Annotated in this window: 25 protein-coding genes and 1 other annotated feature; of the genes, 21 read left to right on the plus strand and 4 right to left on the minus strand. The window is 53.4% G+C overall.

Annotated elements, in window-relative coordinates; translation table 11 throughout:
• Positions 1-58 precede the first annotated feature (58 nt).
• The 10 genes from K0I63_RS05315 to K0I63_RS05360 all read left to right on the plus strand — a co-directional run bounded on the left by K0I63_RS05315 (position 59) and on the right by K0I63_RS05360 (position 9,045).
• Entirely contained in the window at positions 59-991 is a 933-nt protein-coding gene (locus K0I63_RS05315; protein WP_220082778.1) for a MucB/RseB C-terminal domain-containing protein, read from the plus strand.
• A 7-nt stretch (positions 992-998) separates the two neighbouring features.
• Complete coding sequence (locus K0I63_RS05320) at positions 999-1,475, plus strand: SoxR reducing system RseC family protein (RefSeq protein WP_220082779.1); 477 nt, start codon at positions 999-1,001, stop codon at positions 1,473-1,475.
• Positions 1,476-1,583: 108 nt separating this feature from the next.
• A complete protein-coding gene (gene lepA / locus K0I63_RS05325) occupies positions 1,584-3,374 on the plus strand; it encodes a translation elongation factor 4 (protein WP_220082780.1) in 1,791 nt (596 codons plus the stop codon).
• A 153-nt stretch (positions 3,375-3,527) separates the two neighbouring features.
• Positions 3,528-4,445: a signal peptidase I gene (lepB, locus tag K0I63_RS05330; protein ID WP_011864857.1), complete on the plus strand. Its 918-nt coding sequence runs from the start codon at positions 3,528-3,530 to the stop codon at positions 4,443-4,445.
• Positions 4,446-5,123, plus strand: coding sequence for a ribonuclease III (rnc, locus tag K0I63_RS05335; protein ID WP_011864858.1), 678 nt, complete (start codon positions 4,446-4,448; stop codon positions 5,121-5,123). It begins immediately after the preceding gene.
• A complete protein-coding gene (gene era, locus K0I63_RS05340) occupies positions 5,120-6,115 on the plus strand; it encodes a GTPase Era (RefSeq protein WP_220082781.1) in 996 nt (331 codons plus the stop codon). The genes rnc and era overlap by 4 nt, the downstream gene beginning before the upstream one ends.
• A 105-nt stretch (positions 6,116-6,220) precedes the next feature.
• Entirely contained in the window at positions 6,221-6,916 is a 696-nt protein-coding gene (gene recO, locus K0I63_RS05345) for a DNA repair protein RecO (protein ID WP_220082782.1), read from the plus strand.
• 128 nt (positions 6,917-7,044) lie between these two features.
• The gene (gene pdxJ, locus K0I63_RS05350; RefSeq protein ID WP_220073338.1) at positions 7,045-7,782 is read left to right on the plus strand and encodes a pyridoxine 5'-phosphate synthase; all 738 of its coding nucleotides are present in this window, start codon (positions 7,045-7,047) and stop codon (positions 7,780-7,782) included.
• A gap of 51 nt (positions 7,783-7,833) precedes the next feature.
• Positions 7,834-8,235: a holo-ACP synthase gene (gene acpS, locus K0I63_RS05355; RefSeq protein ID WP_220082783.1), complete on the plus strand. Its 402-nt coding sequence runs from the start codon at positions 7,834-7,836 to the stop codon at positions 8,233-8,235.
• 267 nt (positions 8,236-8,502) lie between these two features.
• The gene (locus tag K0I63_RS05360; RefSeq protein ID WP_220082784.1) at positions 8,503-9,045 is read left to right on the plus strand and encodes an Mpo1 family 2-hydroxy fatty acid dioxygenase; all 543 of its coding nucleotides are present in this window, start codon (positions 8,503-8,505) and stop codon (positions 9,043-9,045) included.
• A 66-nt stretch (positions 9,046-9,111) separates the two neighbouring features.
• Here K0I63_RS05360 and K0I63_RS05365 read toward each other — a convergent pair whose 3' ends face one another.
• The gene (locus tag K0I63_RS05365; protein WP_144201113.1) at positions 9,112-10,395 is read right to left on the minus strand and encodes an HlyC/CorC family transporter; all 1,284 of its coding nucleotides are present in this window, start codon (positions 10,393-10,395) and stop codon (positions 9,112-9,114) included.
• Positions 10,396-10,541: 146 nt separating this feature from the next.
• Complete coding sequence (locus tag K0I63_RS05370; RefSeq protein ID WP_220044554.1) at positions 10,542-11,330, minus strand: cytochrome C assembly family protein; 789 nt, start codon at positions 11,328-11,330, stop codon at positions 10,542-10,544.
• Positions 11,331-11,622: 292 nt separating this feature from the next.
• Here K0I63_RS05370 and ffh point away from each other — a divergent pair, with 292 nt between their 5' ends.
• From ffh to K0I63_RS05420, 10 genes are all read left to right on the plus strand, one after another.
• On the plus strand, positions 11,623-12,996 hold the full coding sequence (ffh, locus tag K0I63_RS05375) for a signal recognition particle protein (protein ID WP_220044555.1): 1,374 nt from the start codon (positions 11,623-11,625) through the stop codon (positions 12,994-12,996).
• A 205-nt stretch (positions 12,997-13,201) separates the two neighbouring features.
• Positions 13,202-13,453 (plus strand): 30S ribosomal protein S16, encoded by a 252-nt coding sequence (rpsP, locus tag K0I63_RS05380; protein ID WP_011864867.1) that lies wholly within the window; start codon positions 13,202-13,204, stop codon positions 13,451-13,453.
• 20 nt (positions 13,454-13,473) lie between these two features.
• Positions 13,474-14,004, plus strand: coding sequence for a ribosome maturation factor RimM (rimM, locus tag K0I63_RS05385; protein WP_011864868.1), 531 nt, complete (start codon positions 13,474-13,476; stop codon positions 14,002-14,004).
• Positions 14,005-14,019: 15 nt separating this feature from the next.
• Positions 14,020-14,766 (plus strand): tRNA (guanosine(37)-N1)-methyltransferase TrmD, encoded by a 747-nt coding sequence (trmD, locus tag K0I63_RS05390; protein WP_220044556.1) that lies wholly within the window; start codon positions 14,020-14,022, stop codon positions 14,764-14,766.
• A 34-nt stretch (positions 14,767-14,800) separates the two neighbouring features.
• Complete coding sequence (rplS, locus tag K0I63_RS05395) at positions 14,801-15,151, plus strand: 50S ribosomal protein L19 (RefSeq protein WP_011864870.1); 351 nt, start codon at positions 14,801-14,803, stop codon at positions 15,149-15,151.
• Between the two features lie 379 nt (positions 15,152-15,530).
• Entirely contained in the window at positions 15,531-16,622 is a 1,092-nt protein-coding gene (locus K0I63_RS05400; RefSeq protein WP_011864871.1) for a 3-deoxy-7-phosphoheptulonate synthase, read from the plus strand.
• A 14-nt stretch (positions 16,623-16,636) separates the two neighbouring features.
• The gene (gene tyrA / locus K0I63_RS05405) at positions 16,637-17,776 is read left to right on the plus strand and encodes a bifunctional chorismate mutase/prephenate dehydrogenase (RefSeq protein ID WP_220082785.1); all 1,140 of its coding nucleotides are present in this window, start codon (positions 16,637-16,639) and stop codon (positions 17,774-17,776) included.
• Positions 17,777-18,313: 537 nt separating this feature from the next.
• Positions 18,314-19,978 (plus strand): hydroxylamine reductase, encoded by a 1,665-nt coding sequence (gene hcp / locus K0I63_RS05410; RefSeq protein WP_220082786.1) that lies wholly within the window; start codon positions 18,314-18,316, stop codon positions 19,976-19,978.
• A gap of 60 nt (positions 19,979-20,038) precedes the next feature.
• On the plus strand, positions 20,039-21,106 hold the full coding sequence (locus K0I63_RS05415; protein ID WP_220082787.1) for an FAD-binding oxidoreductase: 1,068 nt from the start codon (positions 20,039-20,041) through the stop codon (positions 21,104-21,106).
• Between the two features lie 271 nt (positions 21,107-21,377).
• Positions 21,378-21,713, plus strand: a complete 336-nt coding sequence (locus K0I63_RS05420; RefSeq protein WP_011864875.1) for a hypothetical protein — start codon at positions 21,378-21,380, stop codon at positions 21,711-21,713.
• A gap of 95 nt (positions 21,714-21,808) precedes the next feature.
• On the opposite strand, the gene K0I63_RS05425 is transcribed toward K0I63_RS05420, so the two are convergent.
• Together K0I63_RS05425 and hpf are read right to left on the minus strand one after the other, a co-directional pair.
• On the minus strand, positions 21,809-23,773 hold the full coding sequence (locus K0I63_RS05425; RefSeq protein ID WP_220082788.1) for a chorismate mutase: 1,965 nt from the start codon (positions 23,771-23,773) through the stop codon (positions 21,809-21,811).
• A 50-nt stretch (positions 23,774-23,823) separates the two neighbouring features.
• Positions 23,824-23,946, minus strand: a sequence feature (Phe leader region).
• Positions 23,947-24,777: 831 nt separating this feature from the next.
• Positions 24,778-25,152, minus strand: coding sequence for a ribosome hibernation-promoting factor, HPF/YfiA family (hpf, locus tag K0I63_RS05430; RefSeq protein ID WP_011864877.1), 375 nt, complete (start codon positions 25,150-25,152; stop codon positions 24,778-24,780).
• Positions 25,153-25,426: 274 nt separating this feature from the next.
• On the opposite strand from hpf, the gene K0I63_RS05435 reads away from it, so the two are divergent.
• Positions 25,427-26,110 carry a cytochrome b/b6 domain-containing protein gene (locus K0I63_RS05435; protein WP_258406945.1) on the plus strand — a complete coding sequence of 228 codons (684 nt, stop codon included), beginning with the start codon at positions 25,427-25,429 and terminating at the stop codon, positions 26,108-26,110.
• Positions 26,111-26,285: the final 175 nt, after the last annotated feature.

The following is a 26,285-nucleotide window of genomic DNA, read 5'->3' on the forward strand; positions in this document are numbered from 1 at the left end:
TTATACTGGTCACACTGACTATACTCTTTGTGTCGATTGGTATTATTAAGGAGTTAGCTTGCGTCTTATTTGGTTGGCCCTGTTAGTCCTCGTCTTCCCTGCCAGCGCGCAGGAAGAGTTGTCCGCTAAGGCTTGGCTCGAAAATATGAGCCTCGCCTTGAAAGGGCAAGAATTCAAGATGTCCCTGATCCATCTGCAAGCGGACCACATACGCCCCCTGGTTTATCTTCACGGTAAGGTCGACGACCATGAAGTCGCTTTTCTCGAGCATCTCAATGGACCGCCGAAAAATGCCGTGCGCGTGGGCAATACAGTTACCTTTATCGAACACGACCAACCCGCCTACAGCGTGCGCGCCGAGCGTATTCAGGGGGTGTTGCCACCTGCGTTTGCCGGGGTTATCTCAGATCTGGAGTCGGGTTATCAGTTTGTCCTGGGTGGACGTTCGCGTCTGGCCGGGCGTCCCAGTCAGTTAGTGCGCATCATCCCCAACGATGACAACCGCTATAGCTATCAGGTTTGGCTGGATATGGATACCTATCTGCCGCTGCGTTACGACATGCTGAACCTTGAGAAGCAGCTGCTGGAGCAGGTGCTGGTGGTAGAGCTTATCGTTCTTGAAGATGCGCCGGCGATTCTGCGTGAAGCCTATAAGCAGGATTGGCCCGAGATCATGCCACAGCCCCAGCGTGAGCAGGCAGATAACTGGCAATTCAAATGGTTACCTCAAGGTTTTAAGATCTTGGTCAAGGATAATCACAGACTCATCGGCAGCCACGAGGCGGTCGAGTATATCGCCCTGAGCGATGGCCTGGTGAACATCTCTGTGTATGTGGCCAGAGCCGGCGAGACGGCGCTGCCCGACGAGCTGATGACACGCAACGGTCTCTCTTTGGCCGCCGAGCGTGTAGGCAATGCCGAGGTGGTTGCCGTGGGCAAGGTTCCGGCCGAGACACTCAGCCGCATCGCCAAAAGCATCACCATAGAGTGATCCCGCTATGATGGAAGAAACCGCCACAGTGATCAGGTGCCCGGGCGATGGCTGGGTCACGGTCGAAGTGAAAGTTAAAAATGCCTGTAATCATTGCGATAACAATGACACCTGCGGCACCTCTGCCGTGTCTAAGGCGTTCTCGCCCAAGGTGCAGCGCTTCTCGCTGCCTAGCGACACCCAGTATGAACCCGGTGAACTGTTAAAGCTTGGCCTGCCCGAAAGCGTGATCTTAAAGGCGGCCGCCATCGTCTACCTCATGCCGCTGGCTGGCCTGTTTATTGGTGCCACATTAGGACATTTCCTCGCTGATCTGGCAGGACTGGTGAGCAGCGATCTGCTGACTATCGCCCTTGGTCTGAGCGGCGCGGCAAGCGCCTGGTGGCTGGGTCGGCGCTGGGCAAAAACGCTGGAGATCAACAGTCAGCCGGTGATCCTCTCCCGCCTTGGCCGGGCCATAGACGGCATTTCCCCCGCTAACTAGTCTATTATTTTCATTGCTCGATGGATTCCAATTGGTATTAGTTTAGCGATCGGGTACAATTCGGCACTTTTAGATCAATTTCAATTTCGAGTTTAGTCATTTCGCACAATGAAGCATATTAGAAACTTTTCGATTATTGCCCATATTGACCATGGCAAATCAACCCTTTCTGACCGTCTTATTCAAGAGTGCGGCGGCCTGTCTGACCGTGAGATGGCGGCGCAGGTATTGGACTCAATGGATCTCGAGCGTGAGCGCGGCATTACCATTAAAGCCCAGAGTGTGACTCTCGATTACAAAGCTAAAGATGGTGAAACCTACCAGCTGAACTTCATCGATACCCCAGGTCACGTGGACTTCTCCTATGAAGTATCACGCTCGCTGGCTGCCTGTGAAGGCGCCCTCTTGGTGGTCGATGCCGGTCAAGGCGTTGAGGCTCAGACCCTGGCAAACTGTTATACCGCGCTGGATATGGATCTGGACGTGGTGCCTGTACTGAACAAGATAGACCTTCCCCAGGCTGACCCAGAGCGTGTCGCCGAGGAGATCGAGGATATCGTGGGTATCGAGGCTGCTGATGCGGTGCGCTGCTCGGCCAAGACAGGTTTAGGTATCAGCGACGTGCTAGAAACTATCGTGGCTCAGATCCCGCCACCAGAAGGTGACCCTGAAGCGCCGCTGCAGGCGTTGATCATCGACTCTTGGTTCGACAGCTACCTGGGCGTCGTTTCCTTGGTGCGTATCAAGAACGGTGTGCTCAAGAAGGGTGACAAGTTCAAGGTGATGTCGACCGGCCAGACCCATACGGCCGATCGCGTCGGTATCTTCACGCCTAAGCAGACAGACACGGCTCAGCTGAGTACAGGTGAAGTGGGCTTCGTGATTGCGGGTATCAAAGAGATCCACGGCGCGCCTGTGGGCGATACTTTGACACTGGCCAAGAATGGCGCCGACAAGCCGCTGCCTGGTTTTAAGAAGGTGAAGCCACAGGTTTATGCCGGTGTATTCCCTATCTCGACCGACGACTATGAGAACTTCCGTGACGCGCTCAACAAGCTGAGCCTGAACGATGCTTCGCTCTTCTTCGAGCCGGAAACCTCTTCGGCACTGGGCTTTGGTTTCCGTATCGGATACCTGGGTCTGCTGCACATGGAGATCATTCAGGAGCGTCTCGAGCGTGAATATAACCTGGATCTGATCACCACGGCACCGACCGTAGTCTACGAGGTGGTGACCACCAAGGGCGAGACCATCTACGTCGATAACCCATCGGATCTTCCGCCGATGAACAACATCGAAGAGATGCGTGAGCCTATCGTTGAGACCAACATCCTGGTACCTAAAGAGTACCTGGGTAACGTGATCACCCTGTGTATCGAGAAGCGCGGCGTGCAGACCAACATGGTCTACCACGGCAACCAAGTGGCGATCACCTATGATATGCCGATGGCCGAGGTGGTGATGGACTTCTTCGACCGCTTGAAGTCGACCAGCCGCGGTTATGCGTCGCTGGAATATAACTTCAAACGCTTCGAGGCGGCAGACATGGTGCGTCTGGATGTACTGATCAACGGCGATCGCGTCGATGCCCTAGCGATGATCCTGCACAAGGCCAACGTGCGTTACCAAGGCCTAGCCTTGGTAAACAAGATGAAGGAACTGATCCCAAGACAGATGTTCGATATCGCGATTCAGGCGGCCGTCGGCAGCCAGATCATCGCCCGTTCATCGGTCAAGGCCCTGCGTAAAGACGTAACCGCTAAGTGTTACGGCGGCGACGTCTCCCGTAAGAAGAAGCTGCTGCAGAAGCAGAAAGAGGGTAAGAAGCGCATGAAGCAGGTGGGCAACGTCGAAGTTCCACAAGAGGCCTTCCTCGCCGTGCTGAAGATCAATGAGTAATCACTTTTTAGTTAATAATTGTTAATAGTGATTGATAATGAGCGCCGCGGTTTGCGGCGCTTTGTTTGTTACAGTATAAATGGGCTAATGGCCTGCTAGGCAGGCGATAAATCCCTTATTTTGCTGGAGCATTTTTCAGGAGTTAGTTAGCGTATGGCAGCTTATTTTTCCCTTATTCTGGTCTTGGTGACCCTAGGCAGCGGCCTGATCTGGATGTTCGATGCCTTAGTCTTAGCGCCTAAGCGTCAGCAGAAGCTGGCCATGGCCCAGGCGGCCAACCAGGAGATTAGCGAAGAGAGCGCCGAAAAAATCGTGCGTGAGTCCGCCATAGTGGAGACCTCGCGTTCTATTTTTCCGGTTATCGCTTTCGTGTTGATCCTACGCTCTTTTATCTATGAGCCTTTCCAAATTCCTTCGGGATCTATGATGCCAACCCTGCTGGTGGGCGACTTCATCCTGGTGGAAAAATTTAGCTATGGGCTGAAAGATCCTGTGTGGCGTAGCAAGCTTATCGAAACGGGCAAGCCACAGCGCGGTGACGTGGCGGTATTTAAATACCCAGAAAACCCGCAGATCGACTACATCAAGCGTGTCATCGGCCTACCGGGGGATCGCATCGTCTATCGTAACAAGGACCTCTATATTCAGAAGGCCTGTCCTGAGGGGCAGAGCGAGTGTCCTAAGCTTGAGAAGATAGAGCGCGCCGGTGTCAACCAGGGCGAATATACCCAGGATAATATCCCATTGCTGCGCTACAAGGAGCAGCTGGGCGATGTGACCCACGATATCCTGATCAACCCAGGACGCGGCGAGCCGACCTCTTACTATTTCCGTGAGGGTAACCTGGCGGTGGGCGAGTTTGTTGTGCCTGAAGGTCAGTATTTCATGATGGGTGACAACCGCGACAACAGCACAGACTCACGCTTCTGGGGCTTCGTGCCCGAGGCCAATCTGGTCGGCAAGGCGGTAGCGATCTGGATTAGTTTTGAATTTGAGCGTAAGCCGTCGGACTTTTTACCGACTTGGGTACCGACAGGCGTACGCTTTAACCGTGTAGGCGGAATTGTGTAGATGGAACCCATTAAGAATCTACCGCGTTTGGGTAGAATATTAGGTTATCAATTTCAGCAGATCGCGCTGCTGGAGCAGGCGTTAACTCACCGCAGTGCGGCGAGCAAGCATAACGAAAGACTGGAGTTTTTAGGCGACTCTATTCTCTCTATCGTCATCTCTGACGCCTTGTATCATCAGTTTCCCAAGGCGACCGAGGGTGACCTGAGCCGGATGCGCGCCACCCTAGTGTGTGGCAAGATGCTAGCCGAGATCGCCAAGGAGTTTAAGCTTGGCGATTATCTTAAGCTGGGCCCTGGTGAGCTCAAAAGCGGTGGTTTTCGCCGCGAGTCTATCCTGGCCGACGCCATGGAGGCGATCATAGGCGCCATCTATCTGGACGCCGATATCGAGACCTGTCGCACTTTAGTACTAAACTGGTATAAGAGCCGTCTTGCGGTGATCGAGCCGGTCAATCAGAAAGATCCCAAGACCCTGCTGCAGGAGCACCTGCAGGGATTTAAGCAGCCGCTCCCTGTCTATACTGTGGTGAACATCAGCGGCGAAGCCCATGCGCAAACCTTCACCGTGGAGTGTAAGGTGGAGCAGCTAAAAGAAGCCGTTATCGGCGTGGCCAATTCCCGCAGAAAGGCGGAGCAGATTGCCGCAGCAGAAGTGTTGGAGCGTATTAAGAAATGAGTAACAAACCCGAGCAGCCTGAAGGCGCACAAGAGCCGAGTCTAGACGAGCTGCTGGCGAGGATGAACAGCGGCCGCAGTGGTAGCCAATATGAGGTGACCTACTGCGGCATGGTGGCCATCGTCGGCCGCCCTAACGTCGGCAAGTCGACCCTGCTGAATAAGCTACTGGGTCAGAAGATCTCTATCACCTCTAAGAAGCCGCAGACCACGCGTCACCGCATCATGGGCATTCACACCGATGGCCCGCGTCAGGTGGTGTTTATCGATACCCCTGGTCTGCATATCGAAGAGAAGCGTGCCATCAACCGTCTGATGAATCGCGCGGCGTCCAGCTCTCTCGCCGAGGTTAGCCTGGTGGTATTCGTGGTCGATGGTCTTAACTGGACCGCCGACGATGAGATGGTGCTGAAGAAGCTTCACAGCCGTGACGATGGCCGCAAGACGATTCTGGCCATCAACAAGGTGGATAACATCAAGGACAAAGAGGCGCTGTTCCCGCATCTGCAGAATCTGGCGGCCAAGTTTGAATTTGATGAGATCTTGCCTATCTCGGCAACCCATGGCACCAATGTGCAGCGCATCATGGAGCTGGCGCTGGAGTCGGTACCTGAGTCGCCGCATTATTTCCCTGAAGATTATGTCACCGACCGTTCTCAGAAGTTTATGGCCTCTGAGATAGTGCGCGAGAAGCTGATGCGTTTCCTCGGCGACGAGCTACCCTACGATGCCACGGTAGAGATAGAGCAGTTTAAGATGATGGAAAATGGCGTCTATCAGATCAATGCCTTGATCTTGGTGGAGCGCGAGACCCAGAAGCGTATGGTGATCGGCAACAAGGGCGAGCGTATCCGCACCATTGCCACCCAGGCCCGTCAAGATATGGAGGTCCTGTTCGATAACAAGGTCTTCCTCGAGGTCTGGGTCAAGGTCAAGTCTGGCTGGGCCGACGATGAGCGCGCCCTGCGTTCATTAGGCTACGGCGAGAGCTAAGCCAGTAAGAATAAAGGTAAGCCGAGGTAGTCACACAAGAGTCGTGTTTATCTCGGCTTTTTTGTCAGCATTGTTTTTGGTAAACAGGGATTAAGGAAGAGGGCAATGCACAGGGGATATGTACTGCACACCCGTCCCTATCGGGAGTCGAGCGTGCTGGTCAATCTGTTGGTCGACGGCCTGGGCAGGGTCGATGCCGTCGCGCGCCTGGGCAGTGGCAAGAGCTCAATTAAGAGCATACTGCAACCCTTTCAGCCCTTGTTGTTTCAGCTGTCTGGGCGAAGCAGCCTCAAGAGCCTGTATCAGGTGGAGGCCGCCAGCCCGGCTGTGCCCCTGAGCGGCAGCGATAGCTTTGCTGGCCTCTATCTTAACGAGCTCTTGGTGCGCTGCTTGTCGGTAGAGCATGGCGCCGAGCAGTTCTTCTTTACCTATCATAAGACACTGATGGCCATGGCCGCCGCCTTTAGCGAGGCGCAGCTCAGACAGTTTGAGCTTTCGCTGCTCAAGGAGCTTGGGGTGATGCCATCGCTGAATCTGGATATCGAAGGCAGCCCTATCGAGACCGACTTCTACTACCGCCTGTTATCTGAAGAGGGCTTTAGCACTGCTCTCGGCCCCAAGCCAAACCATTTTAGTGGCGAGATGCTGCGCGCTCTGGAGGAAGACAGGCTGGCAGAGGCCGACTTTAAACAGGCTAAGCTGCTGATGAGGCAGTTACTGTCGCCGTTGCTGGGGGACAAGCCGCTTAAGTCGCGGGCGCTGTTTTTAAAGGGCAATAGGCCATCGAGTTACAGCAAGTAGCTCCTCGTCTATGTTTGCAGCAGTGCGCTGCGCATATTCATCGGGGGTTTCCCTTGTGGCCTTCCCTCAAGCTTTAGTAAAATAGGCACAAAATTCCAATCGCGACACTCTACACTTAAGGACTTTCCATGAGCCGTATTCATCTAGGCGTTAATATCGATCACATTGCCACCTTACGTCAGGCCCGTGGGACCAGTTACCCGGATCCTGTCCACGCTGCAGCCGTTGCCGAGCATGCCGGCGCCGAAGGTATTACCGTGCATCTGCGTGAAGACAGACGTCATATCTGCGACAGAGACATCTACCTACTGGCCAAGACCATCAAGACGCGTATGAACTTCGAGATGGCGGTGACCGACGAGATGCTGGATATCGCCTGTGAGGTAAAGCCTGCATATGTCTGTTTGGTACCTGAGAAGCGTGAAGAGCTGACCACAGAAGGCGGCCTGGATGTGGCAGGCCAGCAGGAGAAGATCCGCGCCGCGGTCGAGCGTTTGACTGCCCTGGGCATCAAGGTGTCGCTATTTATCGATGCCGACCCTGTGCAGATCGACGCCACCGTCGCCGTAGGCGCGCCGGTTATCGAGCTACACACAGGCTGTTATGCCGACGCCGAGACAGATGCAGAGCAGGCCAAGGAGCTGGCACGTATTACCGAGATGGCAACTTACGCCCACGGTAAGGGGCTGGTGGTCAACGCGGGCCATGGTCTTCATTATCACAATGTGAAGCCCATCGCGGCCATTCCTGAGCTGTATGAGCTTAATATCGGTCATGCCATCATCGCCCGCGCAGCTATCGATGGCTTGGACAAGGCGGTGCGTGACATGAAGCAGCTGATGGTCGAAGGTCGCAGCGGTCAGTAATCGTCTTATCGTTAGCATTAATATCATGTCGTGGCGGGTAGGGAAGAGCTTATGATTGTTGGTTTAGGGACAGATATTGTCGAGATCGCGCGTATCGCCGACAAGGTGCCTGCGGCGGGAGACGAGGCGTCGCTGGTCAAGTGTCCGCTCGCCAAGCGGGTGTTGACCCAGGCCGAGATGGCAATATTCTTGGCTTCCTCCCAGCCCGGTCGCTATTTGGCGAAGCGTTTTGCCGCCAAAGAGGCGGCCGCCAAGGCACTGGGTACAGGCATAGGCCGCGGCGTCTCCTTCCAGCATATCGAGATCAGTAACGATGCTAACGGTGCGCCGCTTATCGCCTTTCAAGGCGGTGCGGCCGAGCGGCTGAGTCTGTTGGGCGGCAGCCGTGCCCATCTCTCTATCGCCGATGAGAAACACTACGCCACGGCGACCGTGATCCTCGAGTCAAACTAGCTATTGGCCTTGATAGATGGGTTAATGCAACTGCTGTTTAACTGGCTGTGCATTAGCCTCATCTGGGCTAAGGTTTAGAAATACTGGCTGTTTTAATTTCGTTTTCGGCGCTTTGTGTCGACGCATCACACTGGCATCTGTTAATAAAATGTTTTAGGTTAGGCTAACTGAGACGAGCGTCACACTTAGCCTGACAGTCTAAAATGGCGGTAGCCAGGATAGGGCTGGCTTTGGTTTCGCAAGATTAAAAGACGATGGAGCCGAGCCATGAAATCTGCGATCGAGCAGTTATCCACCTACAAGAGTGTTCACCTCAACCCCACTAACATCAAGACCCACTTTGTCGGTATCCCGCTGATCATCTGGTCGGCCTTCGTGATGTTAAACACCATCCCCTTTAGCCTGTACAGCTTCGATTCTATAGGGCTGGAGCTGAACGTAGCTGTGTTGTTTGCCTGCGCTGTATTGATTTATTACTTTGCGCTGCATGCCAAACTGGCGCTGGGGCTGGTGCTATTTATCCTGCCTGTGCTCTACACCTCCTTCTTGGTGTCAAGGATGGAGCAGGCCTGGACCATCGCCATCGGCGTGTTCGTGATTGGCTGGATCTTCCAGCTCATCGGCCACAAGTATGAGAAGGCCAAGCCGGCCTTTATCGACGATCTTAATCAGCTGTTGATCGGCCCCTTCTTCCTGATGGCCGAGCTCTATTTTATGCTGGGGCTGGAGCGCGACTTAGACGAAGCGATAACCCCATTGGCGAGAGATAAGCGCCGGGCCTTAACCCATGCCAGTAAGCATGACAATTAGAAATTGTGGTCGCTATGGGATAACAAAAAGGCGCCTTAGGGCGCCTTTTTTGGTGAATTGTGAGGACTAGTTGCGACTGCCCTTAGGCGCCTTGTAGTGCTGGGGCATGACCCGCACCGTCTTCACCATGTTGTCGGCCACCTCGACCACCTCAAGCGGGTAGCCCGAGAGACGCATCGAGGTGTTAGGCTCGGGGATCTCCTCGAGATACTCAAGGATCAGGCCGTTGAGCGTCTTAGGTCCATCGATGGGGAAGTGCCAGTCCATCTCCTTGTTAAGATCGCGGATGTTGATGGTGGCGTCGATGAGGAAGCTGCCATCTTGCTGCTGGTTGATATCTTCGCTAGGCGTGGTGATCATCGAGGTGGTAAAGTCGCCGACTATCTCCTCGAGAATATCTTCCAGCGTTACCAGCCCTTGAATATCCCCATACTCGTCTACTACTAGGCCGATACGTTCCTTGTTCTGCTGGAAGTTGGCCAGTTGCACGTTGAGGGGCGTGCCCTCGGGGATGAAGTAGATCTCTTTTACCGCCCGCAGCAGGGAGGACTTACTAAACTGTTGCTTGGATTGCAGGCGCAGGGCGTCTCTTAGGTGAACGAAGCCGACGGCATCGTCTATGTTATCGCGGTAGAGCAGGACCCGGGTGTGTGGGCTCTGAATCACCTGCTTATTGATGCGGCTAAAGTCGTCGTTGACGTTGATAGCGTAGAGATCCGAGCGCGGGATCATTATGTCTTCGACCGTGACCTTCTCCAGATCCATGATAGAGAGCAGCATCTCCTGGTGACGCTGGGGGATCAGGGCGCCGGCCTCGTGCACAACTGTGCGCAGCTCCTCCTGACTCAAGGCATCATCGGCCTTCACCGAGCGGATACCCAGCAGGCGCAGGAAAGTCGAGGTGATAAAGTTAACTATCTTCACCAGGGGTGAGAGCACCACCAACAGGGCTTTGAGCAGTACGCTGGACGGAAAGGCGATACGCTCAGGGTGCAGGGCGGCGACGGTTTTTGGCGTCACCTCGGCAAAGACTAATACCACCAGAGTGAGCACACCCGTGGCGATGGCGACCCCGACGTCACCAAACAAGCGAATCCCCAATATGGTGGCGATGGCCGAGGCGAGGATGTTCACCAGGTTGTTGCCGATTAGAATCAAGCCGATCAGTCTGTCTGGGCGCTCCAGCAATCTAATGGCACGCTTAGCGCCCTTATGGCCATTGTTGGCCAGATGACGCAAGCGATAGCGATTGAGCGACATCATGGCGGTTTCTGAGCCGGAGAAATAGGCGGAGATGATGATGAGTACGAACAGGATGATGACAAGTACGCTGGTGGATATAGCTTCCAATCAGTGGCCCCACTTTGGCGTTGATGAGTAAGAATAGCGTTAAGATTTAGTAAATACAGCGATTTGGGCTGTGAGTCAAGTTCACCTAGGTCGCACTTTCGTCCATCTTGACCTAGGTGAAGTGTGCGGAATTTAGCGTGTCTGGCCTATTGCAGGATCAGTTCTTTGACGATGCGGGCACCGAAGTAGGCCAGTGACAGCAGGGTTGCGCCAGTCAGGGTGTAGGCCACGGCGGTGCGGATCTTACAACCCACCCAGTACTGCTGTGCCAGCATGGCGATATAGGTAAACCAAGCCATGATAGAGAGGATCGCCTTATGGCCCTGGCCGTCGGCAAACATATCATCGAGGAAGATAAAGCCGGTCGCCAGCGACAGACTCAGGAGTACCACGCCGATAATCACCAGATGATATAGCTGCTTCTCTACCGTCATCAGCGGTGGAATCGCCGGGCTCAGCATCAGCTGCTTCTTCTTCAGCTTGTTTTGAATCATCGCCAGTTGGATGGCATAAAGCGCGGCGATCATCAGGGCGCTATAGGCCATCAGCGACAGGACCACGTGGGCCAGCACCTCGGGGTAAAGTTCGAAGTGGGTGATATATTTAGGTGGTAATAGCCACAGCAGCGCCACAGAGATGACGGAGCAGGCGTAGACCACGGGCACGACGACGATCACCTTTAGACGGAACATCAAGATGGTGAAGGTGAAGGCGATGATCCAGTTCACCATGGAGATCACATTGGTCAGGCTGAAGTTTTGACCGTCACCGGTGAAGATGGCCTGAGACAGGGCGGCGGCATGAAGTACCACGGCCACGGCGGCGAAGGCGGCTACGGCTTTACGGTTAGGGCCATCGGCATGAAACAGTCGGCTGACGACCAAGACGAGTGCGATACTGTAGAAGAAAATGGCTGAAGCCGAAAAAATCACCATCGAAAATTAACCTATCGTTATGTGAGCTTTCTTGTGGTCATCGACCTGCGCGAGGCGGTCGAGTTTTTATCCTTAGTTGATCGTTAGAATAACACGATGGATGCTATTTTGGGCAGAGGCTTTACACACAAAAATTAGCACTTTCTGAGCGTTACTCCTAAGTTTTGACATTTTTACCCTACAGCAGATAACTTGCCTAAGCCATAACTTACGCTGCGCGGTAGCATAATATCTGTGCATCGCTATAATACTGCCCCAATCATGTAAATTCTAAACGGTAAAGAACGCGATAATGTTTGAGAACCTCACCGACAGATTATCACGCACCCTGAAAAATATTAGCGGTCGTGGTCGCCTTACAGAAGACAATATTAAAGAAACGTTACGCGAAGTGCGCATGGCGCTGCTGGAAGCCGACGTCGCCTTGCCCGTTGTTCGCGCCTTCGTTAACAGCGTTAAAGAGCGCGCCGTAGGCCAAGAGGTCACCAAGAGCCTGAGCCCAGGCCAGGCCTTCATTAAGATCGTCCAGAGTGAGCTCGAAAATGCCATGGGCGAGGCCAACGAGGCGCTAAACCTCTCGGCGCAGCCGCCAGCGGTGATCATGATGGCCGGTCTGCAAGGTGCGGGTAAGACCACAAGTGTCGCCAAGCTGTCTAAGTTCCTGCGTGAAAGACAGAAGAAATCTGTATTGGTGGTCAGCGCCGACGTCTATCGTCCGGCGGCGATCAAGCAGCTGGAAACCTTGGCCAATGAGGTCGAGGTCGAGTTCTTCCCATCGGATGTATCGCAAAAGCCTATCGACATCGTCGATGCGGCCATGGCCCACGCCAAGCTTAAGTTTATCGACGTGGTGATCGTCGATACCGCGGGTCGTCTGCATGTCGACGAGAGCATGATGGATGAGATCAAGGCGCTGCACGCCGCGGTCAAACCGGTAGAAACCCTGTTTGTGGTCGATGCCATGACGGGTCAGGATGCGGCTAACACCGCCAAGGCCTTCAACGAAGCCCTGCCGCTGACCGGTGTGGTACTGACTAAGGTCGATGGTGACGCCCGTGGTGGTGCGGCGCTGTCGATTCGCCATATTACCGGTAAGCCGATTAAGTTCCTGGGTGTGGGCGAGAAGACAGATGCGCTCGAGCCTTTCCATCCGGACCGTGTTGCCTCGCGCATTCTGGGCATGGGCGATGTGCTTTCCCTGATCGAAGAGGTTGAGCGCGGCGTCGATAAAGAGAAGGCGATGAAGCTGGCCTCTAAGGTCAAGCAAGGCGGTAGCTTCGATTTAGAAGACTTCCGTGAGCAGCTACAACAGATGAAGAACATGGGCGGCATGATGAGCATGCTCGAGAAGCTGCCCGGTGTCGGTCAACTCCCTCCAGAAGCCCTGGCTCAGGTGCAAGACGGCAAGCTAACGGGACAAATGGAGGCTATTATTAACTCCATGACCCCAGGCGAGCGTAAGCGCCCAGAGATCATCAAGGGTTCTCGTAAGCGTCGTATCGCCATGGGTTCAGGTACCCAGATCCAGGACGTCAATCGTCTGCTCAAGCAGTTCACTCAGATGCAGAAGATGATGAAGAAGATGTCCGGTAAAGGCGGCATGAAGAAGATGATGCGCGGCATGAGTGGAATGCTGCCTCCCGGGATGAAGATGCCGGGACGTTAATCGTCTGACTTTGTATAGATTTAGCTAAGTCCATTAAGGGTTTTCAGCCCTTAGTGGGCTTGCTATTTTTGCGTGAAAAACGTTGCATTTGTCGCCGGTTCAGGTAGAATCGTGCGGCTTTCTATCTGGGACTCTTCGCGAACACGGGGTTCCAGTTTTTATTTTTGCTTCAGAACGAAGCAAATCATTAGAGGATAAAAGACGCATGGTTACCATTCGTTTAGCTCGAGGCGGCGCAAAAAAGCGTCCATTCTATAACATCGTTGTTGCTGACAGCCGTAACGCTCGTGACGGTCGTTTCATCGAACGTGTTGGCTTCTTCAACCCTGTTGCTCGTGGTCAAGAAGAAGCTCTTCGCTTAGATCTTGATCGTGTAGATCACTGGGTTGCTAACGGTGCTGCTACTACTGATCGTGTAGCGAAACTGATCAAAGACGCTCGTAAAGCTGCTGCTTAATAGCGTTTAGGTATAGATTGATGAGTAGTCACCAAGAACCTGTCGTACTAGGCAAATTAGGCGCTAGTCACGGCATTAAAGGTTGGTTGAAGATCACTAGCTATACCGATTCTGTCGAAGATATTTTTGACTATTCACCTTGGTTGATTAAAGAGCAAGGCGAATGGCGCGAAGTCAAGGTTGCACAGTGGCGCTACCAAGGCAAGGCGATTATCGCCGCCCTGGAAGGCGTAACCACTCGAGACCAAGCGCAAATGCTCACTAACTGTGAGATTGCCATTCCCGCCGAGGCGATGAAGGCACTGCCGGAAGATGAATTCTACTGGCGTGATCTTATCGGCTGTGAGGTGGTGAATACTAAAGGCTACAAGATGGGCAAGGTCGACCAGATCGTGGAAACAGGATCGAACGACGTGCTGCTTGTGAAGGCCAACGCGAAAGATGGCTTTGGCAAAACGGAACGTATGATTCCTTTTGTTACCGAGCAGTTCATCCTTGAGGTGAATCTGGCGGAAAAACAAATTTTAGTGGATTGGGATCCGGACTTCTAAGTCGAGGGACAACAGATGTGGTTAGGGGTAGTAACCCTGTTTCCAGAGATGTTTCGTGCCGTAACAGACTTTGGTGTAACGGGTCGGGCCGTAAGTAACGGTTTGTTAGAGTTGCAAACGTGGAATCCCAGAGATTTCACCCATGATAAACATAGAACAGTGGACGACAGGCCTTACGGCGGCGGACCTGGCATGTTGATGATGGTGCAGCCTCTACGTGATGCCATCCATGCAGCGAAAGCCGCTGCGGGTGATAAGGCTAAGGTGATTTATCTTTCTCCTCAGGGACGCAAGCTGACACAGCAGGGCGTTGAAGAGTTAGCTAAATCGGAGCGTTTGATTTTAGTGTGTGGTCGCTACGAAGGTATCGATGAACGCATTATTCAAACGGAAGTGGATGAAGAGTGGTCGATTGGAGATTACGTGCTCTCGGGCGGTGAACTCCCAGCGATGACCCTGATTGATTCGGTGTCTCGTTTGGTTCCTGGCGTGCTAGGTAAACAAGCGTCGGCAGAGCAGGATTCCTTCTCTGACGGATTACTGGATTGTCCCCACTATACTCGCCCCGAAAGTCTAGATGGTATCGATGTACCGGCGGTATTGCTTAGCGGCAACCACGAAAATATTAGACGCTGGCGATTGCAGCAGAGTCTCGGAAGAACTTTACTGCGGCGACCAGAATTATTTGAAAATCTAGCTCTGACTGATGAACAAACCAAGCTATTAGCCGAGTTTGTTAATACCGCCCAAGCAGGCGAGTAAAAATGGTCAGTTATTACTAGTATGGAGTTTATTCATGAATAACATCATTAAAATGCTCAACGATGAGCAAATGAAGCAAGACGTACCAGAATTTGGTGCAGGTGACACAGTAGTTGTAAAAGTACGTGTTGTTGAAGGCGGTAAAGAGCGTCTACAGGCGTTCGAAGGCGTTGTTATCGCTAAGCGTAACCGTGGTCTGCACTCTGCATTCACTGTACGTAAGATCTCTAATGGCGAAGGTGTTGAGCGTGCGTTCCAAACTCACAGCCCGCTCATCTCTAGCATCGAAGTTAAGCGTCGCGGCCGTGTTCGTCGTGCTAAGCTTTACTACCTACGTGAGCGTTCAGGTAAGTCTGCACGTATCCGCGAGAAGCTTGCTAAGTAAGCACTCGCTAAAACGTAAAAAAAGATGCAGTGTTCGCACAATGACCCGCCTTATGGCGGGTTTTTGTTTTTAGGCGTTCACTAATTGGGGCGCTGTCATCCTTAGCATAGCCTTGTGCATTTTCCCTTTTCCTATTCTCTTGCCTGGCTGACCCCACTTGGCTAAACCTCTCTTGGTAAATCCACTCTAGTGGCAAAATCTCTCTCTTTAGCCAGCGCTCAATGAGGCTTTTACCGCTTCGATCGTGAATTCTGCTTGAAAAGCAAATTTCTGCTTGATCTAAATTTATGCAGCAGGCATAGTTAGCTCACAGATGTAATGGTGTACCATTACGATATTGCGTTTAGGTATGAGAAAACAGATTAGGTTGGTGACAGGTATGCAGCAAGACACGATAAATAATGTTCACATCAGCTCGGAGAAGGTGCTGGTGACCCCGGAAGAGTTAAAACAACAACTGCCCCTGTCGACTGCCGCCTATCACTATGTGCTTAACGCGCGCCGCACCGTATCGGATATCGTCCATAAGCGTGACAACCGCGTGCTGGTGGTCAGCGGCCCCTGTTCTATCCACGATATCGCCTCTGCTAAGGAGTACGCACTGCGCCTCAAGACGCTACACGATGAGCTTAAAGATGAGTTCTACATCCTGATGCGGGTCTACTTCGAGAAGCCACGTACAACCGTGGGCTGGAAGGGGATGATCAACGATCCCGATATGGATGAGTCTTTCGATGTGGAGAAGGGGCTGCGTCAGGCGCGCGAGTTGATGATCTGGCTGGCGGAGCTGGGACTGCCGGTGGCGACCGAGGCGCTGGATCCTATCAGCCCGCAATACATCTCCGAGCTGGTCACCTGGTCGGCCATCGGCGCGCGCACCACAGAATCTCAGACCCACAGGGAGATGGCGTCCGGTCTCTCCATGCCTGTCGGCTTCAAGAATGGTACCGACGGCAAGCTGGGGGTGGCGATCAACGCGCTGCAATCGGCGGCCAGCAGCCATAGATTTATGGGGATCAACCAGGCGGGTCAGGTGGCGCTGCTGCAGACTGCGGGTAACCCAGATGGCCACGTGATCCTGCGCGGTGGCAAGACGCCTAACTATGACGCTTCGAGCGTGGCCGAGTGTGAGCAGCAGCTGCATGCGGCCAAGCTCAACGCCCGCCTGGTGGTGGATTGCAGCCACGGCAACTCGAGTAAAGATCACACCCGCCAGCCGAGCGTCTGTCAGGATGTGTTCGATCAGATAGCCAACGGCAACAAGTCAATCATAGGTGTCATGCTGGAGAGTCATCTGAACGAAGGCAATCAGAGCAGCGACAAGCCGATGAGTGAGTTGGCCTACGGGGTGTCGGTAACCGATGCCTGCATCGACTGGCAGACCACAGAAGATCTCCTACGTCAGGGGGCGGCACAATTGGCATCGGTTTTACCAGGCAGATTTGCTATGCTCAAGGCGGTCAATGCCTGATGGAACACGCGCAAATGAGTGAGAAAACCACTAACGAACTGGAAAAACTGAGAGAGCATATCGACAGCGTCGATCAACAGCTACTGCATCTGCTGCGTAAGCGCCTGGATCTCGTGGCCCAGGTGGGCGGGGTCAAGCATGCGGCCGGCGTGCCCATCTACGCGCCTCAACGTGAGGCCTCCATGCTGGCCAAACGCCGGGAAGAGGCGGCCAAGATGAATGTCTCGCCCCAGCTGATCGAAGATATTCTGCGCCGCCTGATGCGCGAGTCCTATCTCAACGAGAAGGACGTCGGTTTCAAGCAGGTGAAGACAGATCTGGGCCATGTGGTGATCGTCGGTGGTCAGGGCAAGCTAGGCGGCCTGTTTGCGCAGATGCTGAGCCTGTCCGGCTATCAGGTGAAATCTCTTGATAAAGACGACTGGCAGCAGGCCGAGGCGATATTCGACGGGGCAGGGATGGTGATAGTCACTGTGCCTATTAGCATCACCTGCGAGCTGATTCGCGACAGGCTTACCAGCCTGCCGAGCAGCTGCATCCTGGCCGATCTCACCTCCATCAAGGAGAAGCCGCTTGAGGCGATGCTCGCCAGCCATCAAGGCCCGGTAGTAGGTCTGCACCCCATGTTCGGCCCGGATGTGGGCAGCCTGGCCAAGCAGGTGGTGGTGGTGTGTCATGGCCGCGGCCGCGAGCAGTACGAATGGCTGCTGGAACAGATAGGGATCTGGGGGGCGCGTCTCGTCGAGGCCGATGCTCAGCAGCACGACAAGGCGATGCAGTTGGTGCAGGCGATGCGCCACTTCTCCTCCTTCGTCTATGGTCTCAACCTCTATCGCGAGGCGGCGGATATCGACAACCTGTTGCAGTTCAGCTCGCCTATCTACCGGCTGGAGCTGGCGATGGTCGGGCGCCTGTTTGCCCAGAGTCCCGAACTCTATGCCGATATCATCTTCGCCCAACAGGAGAGCATGACCGCAATAGGGGATTACCTAGATAACTATGCCCAGGCGCTCGAACTCCTGAAGCGTGGCGACAGGCAAGGTTTCATTCGCGAATTCGAGGAAGTGGCGGCCTGGTTTGGGGATTTCGCACCTCAGTTCCAGCGCGAGAGCCGGGCGATGTTGCAGTCGGTTAATGATATGAAGACAGGCTAATCGATAACCTAGGGAGGGTGTGAATAAGTCCCGTGCTTGCTCTGCGTGTGCTTAAAGTGGATAGATGCAAGGCACAGTTTGCAGCGAATGGCCCTAGTCCTTCGCAAGAACTGTAACGCAGCAAATACCGCTGTAAGCCTCGCCCTGCGGGGCTTTGATAGCAACACCATTTCGGCGTTATTCAACTTCAGCAGGCCTCGGCATGCCTTCAGTTGAATGCCTTGAACTGTCGCTGCTATCAAAGCCAGAGCTGTGCGACGACTTGTTCGCACCTTCCCTAGATTAAAACTCCCTGGCGGCGTCCGAGTGATTGACACTCAGGGCGCCGTCTTTCTTTTGGGCCCCTTTAAAGGATAACTCGCTGTTTTAAATTGTTTTACGATATTTTTTAACAACTTAGTTTCGCATAAGCTAATTTGATCCGCTTCATAGTTTCTCACATTGCTCGCAAGTTTCACTTTTGTGCCTGTGTTTACCACAGTAGACTCCGCTTAAAACATGTAAAGAAAAAGCATGATTAAATAAAGGAGCAGTATTGTGTTTTGTATTCAGTGTGAGCAAACCATTCGTACCCCTGCCGGCAATGGTTGTAGTTATTCCCAAGGCATGTGTGGCAAACTAGCGGCCACCTCAGATCTGCAAGATCTGCTAATTTATATCTTACAAGGCGTATCTGCCTATGCCGAGAAGGCGCGCGCTTTCGGCATCATTGACCCGGCCATCGACACCTTCGTGCCTAAGGCATTTTTCGCTACCCTGACCAATGTGAACTTCGACGACGAGCGCATCATGGCCTACACCCAGCAGGCCTATGCCTACCGTGCTCAGCTTCAGGCGGCCTATGAGGCGGCTTGTAAGGAGCAAGGTCTGCCAGTCGAGACATTGATCCCCGCCGCCAACCTGGTACTTGCCAGTGTGAAAGAAGAGATGCTGGCCCAGGCCGCTCAGGCGCTGCCTAATCGCGGTAAAGAGGAGGTCAACGAAGATATCATGGGCCTGCGTCTGCTTTGTCTCTATGGTCTTAAAGGCGCGGCCGCCTACATGGAGCATGCCCGTGTGCTGGATCAGACCGATAGCGATGTCGCGGCCAAGTTTCATGAGATCATGGCCTTCCTGGGCTCAGACTCTGTCGATGCCGACAAGCTGTTTGCCACCGCGATGGAGATAGGTCAGCTGAACTATCGCGTGATGGCCATGCTCGATGAGGGGGAGACACAGGCCTTCGGTCATCCGGAGCCGACTCAGGTCAACACAGTTGCGGTGAAGGGCAAGGCGATTCTGGTTTCAGGTCATGACATGAAAGATCTGGAGCTTATTCTTCAGCAGACCGAGGGTAAGGGGATCAACGTCTTCACCCACGGCGAGATGCTACCGGCGCTGGCCTATCCCGAATTGAAGAAGTATCCACACCTGGTCGGTAACTACGGCAGTGCGTGGCAAAACCAACAGAAAGAGTTCGCCAACTTCCCTGGTGCGGTGGTGATGACCTCTAACTGTATTATCGATCCTAATGTGGGCGACTATGCCGACCGTATCTTTACCCGCAGCATAGTGGGATGGCCGGGCGTTACCCACATCGTTGGAGATGACTTCTCTGCGGTGATCGATAAGGCCTTATCCCTTGAGGGCTTCACCTATGATGAGATCCCCCATCACATCACCATAGGTTTTGCTCGCAATGCGTTAATGGCCGCCGCGCCTGCCGTTGTGGAAAATGTGAAAAACGGTTCCATCAAGCACTTCTTCCTGGTCGGTGGTTGTGACGGCGACAAGGCCGAGCGCAGCTACTTTACCGACATCGCCAAGGCGGCGCCTAAGGACTCCATTATCATGACCTTAGGCTGTGGTAAGTATAAGTTCAACAAGTTGGCATTCGGTGATATCAACGGCATTCCCCGCTTGCTGGATATCGGTCAGTGCAACGATGCCTACTCGGCGATTCAGCTGGCGATCGCCCTGTCTGAGGTGTTCGAGTGCGAGATCAACGAGCTGCCGCTGAGCCTAGTGCTCTCCTGGTTTGAGCAGAAGGCGATCGTTATCCTGCTGACTCTACTGTCGCTTGGTGTGAAGAACATACGCACAGGCCCTAGCGCGCCGGCCTTCTTGACGCCAAATCTGCTTAAGGTGCTGGAAGACAAGTTTGGCCTGCGTTCTACCACCACGGTGGAGCAAGATCTTAACGCCATCTTAAACGTTGCCTAAAACGCCCCCAAACGTCCACGGTACTGCCGTGGGCGTTTTTTCTTTTTTGGTAAGTCACCCATGAATCAACAAGACTATCTATCACCCAACTGGCAAGCAGGCGAGACTAGGCTTGTCTGTGTCGAGCGCTGGCAGGAAACCCATGATGTGACCAGCTTTCGCTTTCAAGGCGCCCAGCCCGTTAAGTTTCATTTTAAGCCGGGTCAGTTCATCACCTTCCTGCTGGATATTGAGGGGGAGCGGGTCGCCCGCAGCTATACCATCTCGTCGTCACCCTCGCGTCCTTACTCCCTGGTGGTGACCGTCAAGCGTATTCCTGGTGGGCGGGTGTCCAACTATCTGGTCGATAACCTCAAGGCGGGGCACAGCGTCAACGTCAGCGGCCCGGCCGGCGCCTTTAATCTGATCGACATTCCCGCCAGTCGCTTTCTTTTCTTAAGCGCCGGCAGTGGGATTACCCCCATGTATTCCATGTCGCGCTGGTTGACGGACACTCAGGTGGGCAGTGATATCGCCTTCGTGCACAGCGCCAAGGCGAAGGAAGATCTTATTTTCCATGAGGCGCTGCTTAAGATGGCCCAGCGTCATCCCAATATGGCGCTGCACTACTGCTTGGAATCGGGCGAGGCGCTTGAGGCCTGTGCTAGTTTCGAGGGCAGATTAAACTTGGAGATGCTCGCGAAGGCCGTGCCCGATTATCTTGAGCGCACCGTGTTCGTTTGTGGCCCAGAGCCCTATATGCAGGCGGTGAAGGCAATGTTGCAAGATGCCGGTTTCGACATGAGTCGTTATCATCAGGAGAGTTTCGGCGCGCCGTCCACCGCGTCTTCACAGCAAGTAGAAGGGCAGGACGAGCTTGCCGGTTCTACTCCCTTCATGCTGCAGATCGGTGATCTGTCTACGCCCCTCACTGGAGAGCAGACGGTACTGGAGGGGATAGAGGCGAAAGGATTGCCCATTATCGCGGCCTGCCGCTCGGGCGTCTGCGGCGCCTGTAAGTGTCAGGTGCTAAGCGGCGAGACAGAGTCCAGCAGCGAGATGACGCTGACGCCGGCCGAGGTAGCGCAGGGCTTTATTCTCGCCTGCTCGACGCGATTAAAGTCTGATGTGACCCTCTCCTTGGCATAAGAGGTGTGGGCTGGATAAGAGGTATTAGTCGGCAAAGGCGAGGATTTTCAGCAAGGATATTGCCAGCTCTTACGGCATCTCTTTTAGCAGAGGCGCCATTGCCAGCGCAGACAGCTTGGACTCTGCCAGCAGAATTGTCGCGCTGGGATAAATCGATCGCAAGATTTGCGCTAAAGACGATGACACAGTATGGTTAATGATAGGACTAGGCGCAGAATGGCATCTGGTTCATTTCTTGTCCCCTGTGTGGAATTTGTGTGGAGCGCCCCTTATGGTATCGACTACGTCACAGCCTGTCGTTTTAGACGACCATAGCCTTGGCCATCTCCTGTATGCCTTGATGTCGGCCTTTCCGCTGCTGTTGCTGCCGCCTCTGTTTGCCCTGATGATCAGTCTCGGGCAGAAGGGGGATAAGATGAGCAGCCTGCTTTATTCCCACATACGTTGGCAGCGTTGGTCGATTATCTCCTTGTTTTCGCTATTATTGCTGGCCTATTTAGTGCCCCAAGGCTGGATGGCCGTGAGTCTGTCACTGCTGGCGCTCTTGTGGTTTTGTCATCGCACCATCAAAGGTTGGATGAATCTGGTGGATGGCTTGGCGATCTAATTCCCGTTAGAAATGAAGAACAAATAAAAAAGAGGGCCTGGGGTCCTCTTTTTTATGGTTTAGATAATCAGTTGCCGATACAGCAGTCTGAATGACTAGCCACGGTAGAGACGGGCCAGGATGTCGCTATGCCCCTTAAGTTGCTGTGGGTCACTCATGCCCAGCACCAGGCCATCGGCCTTGAGCGCCTTAGCTGCGCCCGCTTGGCTGGCAAGCTCCTCTTGCTGACAGGCATAGCGGGTGTTGAGCAGTACCGGTAAGTGGCTTCTCTCCTTGAGGCTGATCAGTCCCGAGAGATCTAAGGTGGGTCGCTGCTGCTCGTTGAAGGTTCTGATGCCGGCTTCACTCAGGATCAACTGTTGATTGCCCGCGGCCAAGATGACCTCGGCGGCGCCGAGCCACTCGTCCAGGCTGGCCATGGTGTTGCGCTCTAAGATCACCGGCATGTGCAGCGCGCCAATTTGTTCAAGCAGATCGCGATTGTGCATCTGCTTGCCGCTGATCAGCAGCATGTCGGCGTGATCGCTGGCGAGGGTCAGCTCGCTCTCATGTTCGATGGCGACGATACAGGCGAGATCAAACTGGTTCAGGGCTCTGCGCATCTCACTCAGTTGGCGATTGGCCATGGGGTTGGTATTTAGCTCGCTGACGGTCACCGCCTGGAAACCCGCTTCCTTTATCTGTTTCGCCAGCTGGCCGTAGTGGCCAGACTCTTGGCTCAGCGCCAATTGAGCGATGGCGCCGAACTGACCGTCGCCTATCTGTAGCTGTCTGCAGGTGACGCTGGTGACCTGTGGATGTTCGGCCAGGCTATGACGCTGGTGTATGGCATCCTGCTTCTCTTTGGCCTGTTGGTCCGCCTCGCGGCTGGTGGTGGGTTCTATCATCAGCTGACTGTTGCTTAGCTGGGTGGGGTTGACGGTTTCGCAAGGGTAGCACCCCAGCACCTTGATGAAGCGGGTGATGCGCTCCAGCTCCTTCAATGCCTGCTGCATCTCGTCACTGGCAAGATTCGCGTCGAGATCCAGATAGAACATCTCTTCCCATGGCGTGCCTGGAATAGGGCGGGATTCGAGCTTGCTCATGTTGAGATCATGGGCCTTTAGGATCAGCAGGGCTTCCACCAGGGCGCCGGGCTTCTGTCCCGTGGCCATGATGAGGGTTGTCTTGGCTGGCAGCTGCTCTGGCACCGCAATCGCCTTCCTGGCCACCACTATGAAGCGGCTCTGGTTAATCTTTTGGTTGGCCAGCTCGCGCTCGACAGCCTCGAGTTGATACAGGGCGCCTCCTTCGACGCTGCCGATGGCGGCGACGCTGTTATCGTCGGCCTCGAGTACCCGCTCCATGGCCTCGGCGCTGCTGGAGCAGTATTCCAGTTTGAACTCGCCATGTTGGCTCAGGTAGCGACTGCACTGGCTAATGGGTTGCGGATGGGCATAGATGGTCTTGATCTGCTTGACGTTGGTACCCGGCTTGGCCAGCAGGCAATGGCCTACCTCTATGGTGGTCTCGCCGACGATGGCCAGGCTGGTGTGCTGCAGCACGTCATAGACTTCGTTGATCGAGCCTGAGGAGGTGTTCTCGATCGGCAGGAAGCCATAATCCGCATGACCGGATTCCACCGCCTGCACTATCTCATCGAAGCTCTTGCAACCCAGATCCTGCATGCCCACCTGACGGCGCTCGCAGTAGCGGGTGGCTGCGAGATAGGAGTAGGAGCCGCGGGCGCCCAGATAGGCGATGTTGTATTGCTGCTTCTGAAAGTCTGGATTGGCACGGCCCTGTAGGTAGGCCTGCTGGTTCAATACCGAGTCTTCGATGATGCTCTGATAGAGAGAGAGGACATAGTGGGCGTCGAGTCCCTGTTCGCGTCCCTGCTTAACCAGGCGGGCCAGCAGCTCTTTCTCTCTCTGGGTGTCGCGTATCGGGCGAATATCGACCTCTTTGCTGCGGGCGACATCAAGACTCAGTGCCCGTCGTTTGGCCAGCAGTGCCAGCAGTTCATTGTCGAGTGCGGTGATCTGTTCCCGGGTATGGCTAAGGGGATGTGGTTTGGTCATGCTGTCCTCTGTCGTTGAACGCTTCTCGATTACTAATACAAATAACTACAAATAAAAAAGCCCCCCATAATGGGAGGCCTTGGAATTTTTACTTTCGTTTTTACACCGAAATTCCGCCTCCCTAGAAGGGTGGAATAAAAAAGAAAGTAAAAAAAGCTTGGGTGTTCATTTTCATAGCCTTCAAATTAAGCCCTGCTCAATACCCTGTCAATCAAAAAAGGGACAAAGTGAGAATTTATCCCTTTGGGAATAAGCCGCCGGCTCTGACTGGGGGAATGCCATCAATAGAAAGCGCACCTATTGAGGTGCGCCGGGAGAGTAAAAGATCAGAATTTAAGATGGGGCATCCTCCTTTGCTTGTCGCCTGCAGATGAAAGCACTGCGGCAGGTGATAAGGGAGAGGCAGCGGGCTAATCGACTAGCGGTGATCCAATGGCCTGTTAACGTCTACTACGTTGGTTTGCCTTGATTGGTTATCTGGCTGCCTCAGTTAGGGAAAAAGCACTCAATATTAAAATGGGACTGCGCTCCTTTCTCACTACTTAGGGGGCAATAGTTTGAGATTATCTCAGCGGCCACCCTATGGCTCTCGGGGACGACTTGTTTGGCGCTATGCCTGGTTCCTATTTGGGCTCATCTTAAGCCTTAGGTTGTGTGAGTCGCCTACAATAAATCAAACGTGAAAGATTAACGTCTTGCGTTTGGCTAATGTGACCTCTTACTCCTGTGTTGGCTTTTATGTGACATCAGAGACGGCACTTAATAGTAAGTATAACAAGGGCGGACAACATAGCTAGTTCGTTAGCTGAGTTCCACGGCTTCTTACTGAAGGCCTGTGGCTGGTTTGAATGTCCGTCCTCGTCTTTTGCCTGTCGCTGTACCTTTATTTAGGTGGCGATTTGATTATCCACCAAGTTTGGGTAAGTGGCTTTTGTGCCAGTTCGTTAGTGTTCGTTCCTCGGTCTATGCCTGAGGCGATGTTTCGCCACTTACCGTTAAATCTGTTACGCCGCGTATTCCTTATCTATTGTCTCGTCATACTCGTCGTCTAATTCGGCGCTTTCTGGCGTTGGGCTTGTTGCTGGAGCTGTGTAGCGAGCTCCTTCCGGTTTGTGGCTGAGGCGATTGAGCTGTTTCTCCAATTTCTGACCCATTGCATTGATTGCTGCATAGAGATCTTTGTCTTTCGCCTGAGCAAATAAGGTGTTGCTTGGTATACCGACTGAAGCTTCTATCTTAAACCCTTGCTTCTCTTGACCTATGATTACATGTGGATTTATGAGCTGTACATCGTGTCTACTTAGTTTTTCTAAACGGCTCTCGATACGTTCACGGATAGGAGTGGTGACTTCGAAATCTTTACTTGTAATCTTTATCATATGTCGAACCTTTCGTTGTTTCCTTGACTTCAGATTACCAATTTAGCTCTTACAAAACGTGATCTAGATCAACTTTTTACTGCCATTATTTTCCGTTCGTTGGTTATTTGAGCCCTTAGACAAAATTGCAAAATAAACATTAGGAATGGCTTGTATTTCTCTGTTTTAGGCTGCATATTTGACTGGATAACACTGCTTACATAAATCTATTTGCCTCTCCCTATCGCTTCAAATATCATCAATTTCATTATTTTCTAAAGCGATGAGTTATAAGATGTCCTCAGTAGAAAACCCTCAGTCTGGCCAGGTAAAAATTAAGGTATGGGATCTGCCTACGCGCCTGTTTCATTGGTCCATGATAGCGCTGCTCGGTGGTCTATGGTGGAGCGCCGAGGTGGGGGAGATGCAATGGCATCAGGTATTTGCCTATGGCCTATTGATCTTGATTGGCTTTCGTATTCTCTGGGGCATAGTGGGCAGCGAGACCTCGCGCTTTAGTCATTTCGTTAAGTCGCCGACTCAGGTGCTGGCCTATGTCAAACAGCCACAGGGTCGTAGCATAGGCCATAATCCGCTCGGTGGTTATATGGTGGTGGCGATGATCTTGGTGCTGTTGGCGCAGCTCACCACAGGCCTGTTTGCCACAGACGAAGTCTTTACCGAAGGGCCGCTATACAGTTATGTGAGCAGCGATCTTGCCGGGACCCTGACCTGGCTGCATAAGCAAAATTTTAATTTACTCCTGCTGCTGGCGCTTTTGCATATTCTTGCAGTGATCTGGCACGGTATTAAAGGTGACAAGTTGGTGGGCGCCATGATCACCGGCTATAAGAGTGTCAGCCGCGAGAGCGTTACCGAGTTTAAGTTTCGCTCAGGCCTGATGGCCCTGACCCTGGTTGGTGTGTTAGCGGGCCTAGTGGTGAACTATCTGATTTGGCCAATAGCGGCCATGCTTTAGCGCTATTAGATCTTAGTGTTGTTAGATCGTAGCTTTATTAGGTCTTAGTGCTGTTAGGTTGAAGCGATATTAAATTGAAGCGTAATTGGCCGCGCTGAAGCAAAGGATAAAAAAGGGAGCTTAACTGCTCCCTTTTTTATTCGTCTAACGAGTGCTCTTGCGGGTCGTCTGACTA

Origin of the sequence: Shewanella rhizosphaerae (genome assembly GCF_019457655.1) — a bacterium.
GTDB classification, from domain to species: domain Bacteria; phylum Pseudomonadota; class Gammaproteobacteria; order Enterobacterales; family Shewanellaceae; genus Shewanella; species Shewanella loihica.